The sequence below is a fragment of the Candidatus Eisenbacteria bacterium genome (assembly GCA_030017955.1).
Taxonomy (GTDB): Bacteria; Eisenbacteria; RBG-16-71-46; order JASEGR01; family JASEGR01; genus JASEGR01.
This window is the reverse complement of sequence record JASEGR010000132.1, coordinates 1-4,096: the sequence shown is the minus strand read 5'-3', so window position 1 is coordinate 4,096 and position 4,096 is coordinate 1. Positions and strand designations below refer to the sequence as shown.

3 protein-coding genes are annotated in these 4,096 nt (G+C 50.7%); all 3 read right to left on the bottom strand.

The window, feature by feature from the left end; genetic code table 11:
- Positions 1-1,952, bottom strand: a 1,952-nt coding sequence (locus QME66_12795; GenBank protein ID MDI6809829.1) for a DUF5916 domain-containing protein, incomplete at its 3' end; no start/stop codon positions are given.
- A 243-nt stretch (positions 1,953-2,195) separates the two neighbouring features.
- Positions 2,196-2,528: a rubredoxin gene (locus tag QME66_12790; GenBank protein ID MDI6809828.1), complete on the bottom strand. Its 333-nt coding sequence runs from the start codon at positions 2,526-2,528 to the stop codon at positions 2,196-2,198.
- 241 nt (positions 2,529-2,769) lie between these two features.
- The gene (locus QME66_12785; GenBank protein MDI6809827.1) at positions 2,770-3,993 is read right to left on the bottom strand and encodes an FprA family A-type flavoprotein; all 1,224 of its coding nucleotides are present in this window, start codon (positions 3,991-3,993) and stop codon (positions 2,770-2,772) included.
- Positions 3,994-4,096: the final 103 nt, after the last annotated feature.

Below are 4,096 nucleotides of genomic sequence, written 5' to 3'. Positions count from 1 at the left end.
GAAAAAACGGGAATTCTAATTGTCGCCAACGGGAAAAACAATTGACGTTCAACAGGCGGATTCACAAAGCGGGCAACAGACTGGCCAAGCTCCAAGTTGCAGCCAATCCCCAGAGGTTCGCTGAAATTGCTGTTCAGATTCAGTTCCATGCGATTGAAAGCGGGGAACTGAACGCCCCGGAATTTCTCCTTGGTGAAGACATAATCAAAGAAAACCGATGTCTGATGCTTAAAGGTGGCGAAGAAATAGTGGACCAGCCACTCGTCTTTCCGAATGCCATCATAATTCCAGACTCTGCCAATCTCGACACCGGAACCGATGTTATCGAGAAAACGCGATTTAGGATAGGACCTCACCTGTATTCCTGATTCCACTTCGCGCAGGTTATTGCGGGTGATATAGCCGTTATCGGCTCTGAAAGACGGGCTTAGTTCGACGTACGCAATGCTCGCACCCACGTGCTTCGAGCTGCGTCTCATTCCAGCAAAGCAGGAATTTCCCCGATACCTCTCCCCGTCAAATGCAGCAGTGTGCCTGTTCTTGTCGAAATAGATTGAGCTGATGTCTGCAGTCAACATGGTGTCGCGGGGCTCCTCTGTGTGACTAAACAGGGCCTCCCAGTCGAAATGATAGTTCTTCAGGAATGCAATGCTGCCGTCAACTCCAAAGATGGAACCGGCTCCGTCGCCTTCCCTGCGCCGGTCAATCAGAATGCCTCCGGCATACGAGTTCTCACGAAGTGTCTGCCTTATTCTCAGGACGTTGGACGTGCTCTTTCCGATAGAAGGGATAACCGCACTTCTTTCCTCAAAAGGTATTATGACCGGGGAATGCTGATCATAGGCCGCGAGGTATGCGATATCGGTCTTCTTTATTCGTCCGGTAAGTTTTGCAGCCGCCAGGGGATCATTAATAGACCGGCTATAGAAAGCACTATTCCTCAGACTGAACATATCGCTCCCTTCCTGAAAGAACGGCCTTCTTTCGGAGTAGAAGAGGGCAAATGTGGTATTCACATCTATCTGAGCCGGGTCGGACTCGACCTGGCTGAAATCAGGTTTGTAGGTGGCTTCCGCAGTCATGCTCGTTGTGACGAAATAGCGAACCCCTACACCCGCTCTGCCAGTTGGGTCAGCATTTCTAAGACCGGAACCTGGAACGGACGGGTCCCTGAGAGACGCAAACTGAAAACCTGTAGCGAATGGAAGAAGCTCGATTCCGGCACCTGGCTTCACATTCCTGATCCCGGTCAGTGTGCCGAATTGGCACATCCAACATGCGACATTGTTGTCGATGTAAGCCCAGGAATAAGTACTTCTGCTCTGCCGGGGGTGAGTTCTCCAGAATGTTGCTTTCCAGGTCTGCTCCGTCTTATTGGGAAAGCGAAGGCTGCTGAACGGAAGCGCTACCTCTACCTGATATCCCTTGTCGGTGATCTTGCCCTTGGACTGGAAAATAATGTCAAAGCTCATATCTTCGCCCGTCATGGTCTGGACTCCATCTCCCTGGATGCCGATGGGATTCACAAAAAGCTCATATCCGATAACCGCATCCCCAAAAGTGTCCAGAATCACGCCGATGTAATCGTCCTGCCAGATTTCATCCCTGTTTCGAAGTGAGCAACGGATGGAATTCGGGTTGGTGTCGTAGGCGATGAAAGCCATATAGAGATAGGTGTTGTCGTAGGCAACAAGCACTTCAGTATCCACGGGAGGCTTGGCCTTGTTGTCGGGGAAATTCTCTGTGAAATTCGATGCTCGTGCAACACTCTGCCAACCCGGATCGTCAAGCTCCCCATCGATTTGTATGGGTGTCGAGACTCGAGGTATTGTAAGAGACGGCTTTACGTTGGGTACAAATTCTTCACCATCTGCAAGAGAATCAGAATGGAGAACGAGCAAGACCGACAGACTTACGAGACAAACGGCGAGGCATACTCTCAGATTGGTCATAGTAATCCTAGTACGAGAATGAGAGGCGAAGGGTTCCAATATATTTAGTTTCAGCCAAGCTCAGGCGCGATATTCCCAGGACAAAATTTCCTACTGCTGGCCATAAGTTGATGCAGGACCCGAATCGTTTCTGCGCTCTCACCCAAAGGAGTGACAAGAAACGGCAAGCCGGATGTCAAGTCCACCTGCTAAATTGTGGAAAACGCGTTCCTTCAGCACGTATGGGATGCAAGTTCTTCTGCTTTAGCCCCACTTGCCCTTGGAGATATGACTCTGAATCTCCGCCTTCACCATCTGGGATATCGTATGCGCATGTTGAGACGCGGCAGTGAAAAGCGCTATACAGGGTGGATCCAGAGCATCGTCAATACCCTTCTTGCTGATCTCCGACACGTGTTCAAGAAAAGATGCAAGCTTCATGTGCAGCGAGTTTGTGAGTCTTGAACGATCTATGAGTTTTGCCTCATCTGCTGTCAGCTTAGCGAATTTCTCCTTCGGCGCGCCGCACTTGGGACATTTCTCCGGCGCTTCATTCCCATCGTAAATGAATCCGCATACACCACATCTCCATTTCATTCAGAAAACACCTCCTTTCTGCTTCGTCCAACCTCTTAAGACTGTGTATTATTCCAAGTTTTGTTCGCGACTGTCAAGTGTCGCCGGGAGGCTGTCAGTTAAAATTCAAAACCGGACTACTTAAAGCTGAAAACCGGACTCTGGTCTTGAGGGATAGAATCCTCCTTCAAAAGAGGGTTGGCTCACAGGAGACAGAGGATTTGTGAGACAGGACAGGTCTTCCTTGCCGCTGTAACTCTGCTTAAGTCTTTATGTTGCACCGGGCTTCGAGCTCCCGGGCCATCTGGGCTCCGAACTCATGGCATTTCATGAGCGCTTCGTTATCCGGGACGAAACGCGCCTTGATTCCTTCGCCAATCACTTCGACTTTCATCTCTTTGAGGATGTCGCTCACCTGCTTGACCGCTTCACCTCCCCATCCGAAAGAACCGAAGGCAACGCCAATGAGGTTTTGAGGCCTCAGCCCCTTGAGGTAAGTGAGTACATCGGCAATTCTTGGAAGCATCTGATTGTTGAGGGTGGATGTGCCCACCAGAAATGCTCCTGCATCCAATAGCTCCAGGGCGACTTCACTCCGGTCGCTTGCGCCCAGCGGCAATGTCTTCACGCTTACTCCCTCGGACGCGAGTCCGTCACCGATTGCACGCGCCATTAGCGCTGTGCTTCCCCACATTGTGTCATAGACTATCACCGCTTTGTTTGTGAAGGACTGAGCAGCCCACTTGGAATACCAGTCCAGAATCCTCTTCAAGTCTTTTCGCCAAACCGGGCCGTGGGCCGCGGCAATCGTTCTAATCGGAAGACCCAGACCCTTCACGTTCTCCAGAAGTTTGGTGACAAGTGGGGAATAGAGCAGAAGGATGTTGGCGTAGTACTTCGAAGCTTCGTACCTGAGAACGTCCTCGGCTATCAGGTCATCGAACATCTCGGAAGATGCGAGGTGCATGCCAAAGGCATCCTGAGAAAACAGCACTTGCTCATCCGCGAGATAGGTGAACATGCTCTCCGGCCAGTGAAGCATGGGCGTCTCAATGAACCGCAGGGTCATGTTTCCGAGACTCATGGTTTCCCCATCCTTGACCGGTGTGATTTCGTACGCTGTATGAAAATGCTCCCCAAGAGCTTTGACCCCTTTCGTGGATGCAAATACCTTTTCGGGCTTTGCGATTTCTATTATCTCCGGCAGGCACCCCGAATGGTCCATCTCAGCGTGGCCTGAGATGACATAGTCAATGTCGCCCGGATCAACCACAGATTTGATGCGGGAGAGGAATTCATCCTTGAAAGGTTTCTTGACCGTATCTATTAGAGTGATTTTGTCCGCAAGAATCAGATACGAGTTGTATGTGCTGCCCCGGTTGGTTGAATAACCGTGAAAATCCCTGAGAGCCCAGTCAATGGCTCCCACCCAGTAGATTCGGTCACTTATCTTCAAGGCATTGAAAGGCTGTGTTTCGCGTGTCATCCCGTATTCCCTCCTCCGCCCGATTCTAGCACAAAATAGGGACAGGCACCACTGGTGTCCGATTAGAAGTCCAAGAATAGCTGGAGGTTACGGGGATGTCTTT

Bases quoted from the DNA above. Each gene is read 5' to 3' on its own strand.
- QME66_12785 (MDI6809827.1), bottom strand. From the start codon at position 3,993: ATGACACGCGAAACACAGCCTTTCAATGCCTTGAAGATAAGTGACCGA.
- QME66_12790 (MDI6809828.1), bottom strand. From the start codon at position 2,528: ATGAAATGGAGATGTGGTGTATGCGGATTCATTTACGATGGGAATGAA.